4 protein-coding genes and 1 pseudogene are annotated in these 5106 nt (G+C 65.3%); all 5 read right to left on the bottom strand.

The window, feature by feature from the left end; all coding sequences use genetic code 11:
• A pseudogene (locus QOI01_RS31080) lies at positions 1-354 on the bottom strand (amidohydrolase family protein); the annotation flags it as partial.
• Between the two features lie 86 nt (positions 355-440).
• Positions 441-2042 (bottom strand): benzoylformate decarboxylase, encoded by a 1602-nt coding sequence (gene mdlC / locus QOI01_RS31075; protein ID WP_526387248.1) that lies wholly within the window; start codon positions 2040-2042, stop codon positions 441-443.
• A gap of 19 nt (positions 2043-2061) precedes the next feature.
• A complete protein-coding gene (locus QOI01_RS31070) occupies positions 2062-3696 on the bottom strand; it encodes an FAD-dependent oxidoreductase (RefSeq protein ID WP_526387247.1) in 1635 nt (544 codons plus the stop codon).
• A gap of 7 nt (positions 3697-3703) precedes the next feature.
• Positions 3704-4255, bottom strand: a complete 552-nt coding sequence (locus QOI01_RS31065; protein ID WP_526387245.1) for a cupin domain-containing protein — start codon at positions 4253-4255, stop codon at positions 3704-3706.
• Positions 4252-5106 (bottom strand): HpcH/HpaI aldolase family protein (locus QOI01_RS31060; protein WP_526387243.1); only part of this gene is annotated, 855 nt, incomplete at its 5' end. The genes QOI01_RS31060 and QOI01_RS31065, both read right to left, overlap by 4 nt.

Below are 5106 nucleotides of genomic sequence, written 5' to 3'. Positions count from 1 at the left end.
ATTCTCATCGAGATGGCGGACGGCTTCTTCGGCGTAGCTACAGCCTGCCGCCGTGACCTCGGAGTAGATGGACTCCGGAGCGTTCGGCCAGATCGTGTCGGAGTCGGGTGGTCGCACAGGCGATGATGTCGATGCCGATGTCGTTGCGACAGCTTCAAGACGCTGGGGTCGCTGATGAAGCAAGCGAGGGAGTGCTCCCGGAACACCTCGCTGGGCAGCTTGCCGCCGAAATCATGCTTGCCGCCAAGGAGTGGACTACGTCGCGGTCACAGCGGTCCAGGAAGAAGGGTCCGAGCCGATTCGCGCCTCGGACCACGCGAACTTCAGATCTGGATAGTTCCTCAACGCAGGTCCCACCGAAGCTGGATACGAACGTCGTCTCGTCGCCGGTGATCATCGCTGGGTCCGAAATGCCGGGTTGGAATTGGTGTGTTCGCCGATCAGCCGCCCAAGGGGACGCCGGGTGCGACGTCGACGATGATCATGTGCGGTCCTTTGTCCGCCATGAACGCTTGCTTCGCCGCAATGGCCAGTTCGTCGGGCCGTCCGGTTCGCACCGCGGGGATGCCGTAGCCTTTAGCCAACGCCTGGTAGTCGAGGTAGTCGAGGTCCAGGCCCGGCACACCGGTGGTGGTCAGGTAGTCCCCGAAGCCTTTCAGGATTCCGTATTCGCGATTGACCAGGATCAGGAACGTGACGGGAAGCCGGCGGTTGGCCGCGGTGTACAACCCCTGGATGCCGTACTGTGCGCTGCCGTCGCCGCTGACCGCCAGCACTGGTCGCTCGGGCTGGGCGAGCTGGGCCCCCACCGCGCCCGGGACGGCGAACCCGAGCCCGCCTGCGGCGCAAAAGAAGAACGATCCCGACCGGCGGAACTTCATACGGTCCCACATCGCCCCCGCCCCGTTCATCGATTCGGTCACGACGATGCCGTTTTGATCGAACAGTGGCCCAACGATGTCGTAGACCTGGGATGCGGTAAGGGTGTCGACCGCGCGCGGGATCTTCAGCGGCGCAAGCGGTACGGGCGCGGGCCGGTTGGTCTGCGGCAGTAGTTCCAACAGGCCGAGCAGTACCAGGGCCGGGTCCGCGACCAGCGCGTCACCCACGGGGGCGCGTGCGGCGGCATCCGGATCGTCCACAATCGCAACGAGTTCGGCGCCGAGCGGCAAGTAACTGCCCGGTGCGTACGGGTAGTACCGAAATACTGGTGCCCCGGCGACAAGCACTAGGTCGTGCCCGGCGAGTGCCTCGGACAGCCACTCGATGCCCGCGGGGAGGCTGCCCCGGAAGTTAGCGTGGTCGGTGGGGAACCCGACGCGGGAAGTGTTGGGCGCGAGCCACACCGGCAGATTCTGGCGTTCGGCCAGCGCGATGCCTGCCTCAAAGCCGTCCGGTGCCGCGTCCAACCCCGCGCCCACCACCAACACCGGATTGCAGGCGGCGGTAAGCCGCTTGGCGAGCGCGTGCAGCTCGACGGGGGCGGGGACAGACCGGCCGGTGACCCGACGAGCCGACAGCAGTTCTGTGGTGCCGGCTTCCGCGGGCTGCTCAAAGTCGTCCATCGGCAGAGACACGAATACCGGTCCCGCCGGCGGCAATGCCGCGTAACGGAATGCCCGAGCCAGTGCCGCCGGCACGTCCTGGGCGCGGGGCGGCTCGAACGCCCATTTGACCACCGGCCTGGGCAGCATTGTCGGATCGGGGTTGGCCAGCAGAGGTTCCATCGTCAACGTCGCGCGCACCTGTTGGCCGGCGGTGATGACCAGCGGGCTGTGTCCACGGGCGGCGTTGATGATCGCACCCATCGCGTTGCCGAGGCCCACCGCGGTGTGCAGGTTCACCAGCGTGGGCTCGCCGGTCAACTGGGCGTAGACGTCGGCCATGCCGATCACCGCGCCCTCGTGCAGACCGAGAACGTAGTCGAGGTCATCTGGGAAGTCGGCCAAGAACGGCATTTCAGTTGATCCCGGGTTGCCGAACACCTTGCGCACGCCGAGTCCGCGGAGCAGTTGCCAAGTGGCTTGGTGAACTGTGGGCATGGTGAATCACTCCTGTGATCTAGGTTTTCGGTTCGAGTGCGCGTGCTCGGGCAGTGCGCACCACCAGTGCCGGATCCGGGTGCGTCGACTGGGCCCGCCAGCAGATCACACCGTCCGGCCGGATGAGTAGGCCCGCCGCTGCCCGCTCGGGAAAAATCCTGTCCCACGTGTGGCGGTCGGCTATTTCTTCCCGGCGGATCTCACGCAACCGCACGCCAGAGACAGGATGCGTTCGCAGTGTGTAGGCGTAACAGCTGGCGTCGGGGGCGAGGAAGGTGAACGCGCCCGGATCCAGCAGGTCCAGTGTGCTCGAAGTGGCCCCGTTTAGTGCGATGTGTGGGGCGCGGGTGCCGGGCTCGCCGCTAGGTTGCGCCGGGTCTTCCACGGGCAGTTCGGGATTGAAACCCGCCGCTGTTGCCATGGGGTAGCGGAATCCCAGCGTGATCGCATTCGGGTCGAACTGATCGAACTGGCGGAAGAAGTGCGCGATCCCGTCCGCGGCGCGCAGCATCACGTGCTTCAGGGTGTATTCCGTGATCGGTCGTCGTTCGGACTCGTAGCTGTCAAGCAGGGAGTCTCCGGCGTCGCCCGAACAGACCGCGGCCAGCTTCCAGGCGAGGTTGTGCGCATCCGCGATACCGGTGTTGCCGCCGAATCCACCGTAGGGAGGCATTAGATGGGCTGCGTCGCCGACCAGGAAGATGCGACCGGCGCGGTAGCGGTCGGCGACGAAGGCCCCGGTGCTCCAGGTCATCGCGCTGTGGACCGTGATGTCGAGGTCGGCTACACCTATCAAGGAGCGGATCATCGGAATAGCTTCGGTGGCAATGGAATCTGGCTCAACGAAGTCCAGTTCCGTCCGGGGAGTCAGGGCGAACCAGTTGTGGTCGCGTGCGTCGCTGCGAGCGAACAACAGAGCGCTGCTGCCCGGAGCGAACAGGGCACTGATCCGACGTCCGCGCAGTGCCGGTTCGAGGTCGGCGTCGAACAAGACGCTGAGGCCCTTACCTGGAATGGGGTGGCCGTGTCGGTCTATGCCGAGGCTGGCCCGGATCGTTCCCCTGGCCCCGTCGGCGGCCACGAGATAACGGGCCGTGATCCGGCTCGGCGGCGACGAGGGCGTGGGCGTGCCGGCAGTTGACGATGACCACACCACGTCTGCGGTGACGGTGGACTCGTGCTGCTCGATGTTGACGACCGTGCAGCCATAGAACAGCTGGGCACCCAACTCGGCGCTGCGTTGCAACAGAATGGGTTCCATTCGGTCCTGGTCGCATGCGTAATGCGTGGTGGGGCTCAGCCAGTTCTGGCGGCCCAGTGCGAGCGGTAGATGTACTCGCTCGTATTGACCGGAGAGGGTATCGCCGATCGCAACACCGAGATGGTCTTCGCCTGCGGCACGTATCGCTTCTTCGATGCCGGCGGACCTGTACAGCTCCATCGTTCGGGCGCTGACACCGCGCAACTTGGGATGGCTCGATGTCGCGGCATGCCGCTCCACCACCCACACGCGTAATCCCTGTTGCGCCATAAACATTGATGCAGCCAACCCGACGAGGCCGCCGCCAACCACTAGGACATCACAGTCGCACGCGTCGTCGCGCGTGGACGCGGCGCTCGCAGTGGATGCCTGCGGGTGAAGGGTATGTGTCATTTCCCGGTTAGCCCTCTTTCGAAGGGGTGGCGTCGGTCATGGTGCCGACAAGCAGGCACGGCGCGTTCGACCGGTTGCTCCAGGCGTGGTTGGTGCCCCGGATGATCACGGTGTCGCCGGGCCGCATGAGCACCTCATCGCTGTCGGTGACCAGAAAGATTTCGCCGCGCACGCAGGTGAGGCAGTCCAGGGTGTCCGTTCGGTGCATGCTCGGATGCCGGGCGAGATCGGCCTGGCTCGGCTGATGCTTCTGATGAACCTCGTCATTGAGGTCGGCCAGGACGCGGCGGTGCTCGTCTTCATCGGTGTCGTCCGGCGGGATCTCCAGTGCGCGGCAGATCATGCCGTTGGGGAAGGGTTCGCGACTGGCGCCGAGACCCTCCGTCTGCGACCGGTCGCCGTCAATGCTGTTGTCCACCGGGGTTTCTTGGGTTGCCCACAATGTGGCGCGCCAGTAGAACCCCTCGCGGGACTGGACGTTGGTCAAACCGTGTTGCAGTACCGCCGAGCGGCCATCGGCGTCGGGTCCGACCACAAAGCGGTTCAGATGAGTCGTCACTGCACTGCTCCTTTCAACCTTTGGTTGTCGGCTTCTTGGGAAGTGACATGGGGTGGGAAGTCTGGGGTCGGGGTTTCGGGGCGGGTGTAGACGGTGCCCTGCACCGAGACGCCGGCGATACGGACGGTGTGCTCGCAGAACCGTCGGAATCCCATGACGTCCAGGCCGAGGCAGAACACCTTGACGCCGTCTTCCAGCGCGGATCGACAGCCGTCGACGCTGGGATCGAGTACCGGTCCGCCCATCACCGCGACGCCGTGCCGATCGGCGGCTGCCTGGACCTTCAGGTACGCCTCACGGATCTTGGGACTGTCGGTCATGTTGTTGCCCTCGCCGATGGCGTACGCGAGATCGCCGGGACCGAAGGCCAGCACGTGGACTTGGTCCAATGCGCAGATCTCGTCGATGTTGTCGACGGCGTCGGGGTTCTCGATGAGCGGGACGACGAGGAAGTTGCGATTGTTCCATTCGGCGTAGTCGACGAAGGTGCGGTAGGAGTACCTTGCGGCGCGGGTGGCTGGGCAGATGCCGCGGTTGCCCAACGGCGGAAAGAGTGCGGCGTCGAGGACCTGGCGGACGTCGTCGGCCGATTTGACCTCCGGCACGAACAGGCCCTGCGCGCCGGCTTCCATCGCGCGTCGGATGGCGGTTTCGTCCGTACAGCTCGGCACGCGGACCAGTGGCACCAAGCCGACGATGTCCGCGGCCAGGACCGCTTCCTCAATGGCACGGGGGTTGGCCGGGGAATGCTCGGTGTCGAGCATGACGAAGTCGAAGCCGGTCAGCCCCAGGACTTCGATCAGCGCGCGATCGCCGGTAAAACACTGCATTCCCAACGGAATCTGGCTCTG

Source organism: Mycobacterium sp., from assembly GCF_032162605.1.
GTDB lineage: Bacteria > Actinomycetota > Actinomycetes > Mycobacteriales > Mycobacteriaceae > Mycobacterium.
The sequence above is the reverse complement of the archived record's forward strand: the minus strand, read 5'-3'. Positions and strand labels throughout refer to the sequence as shown.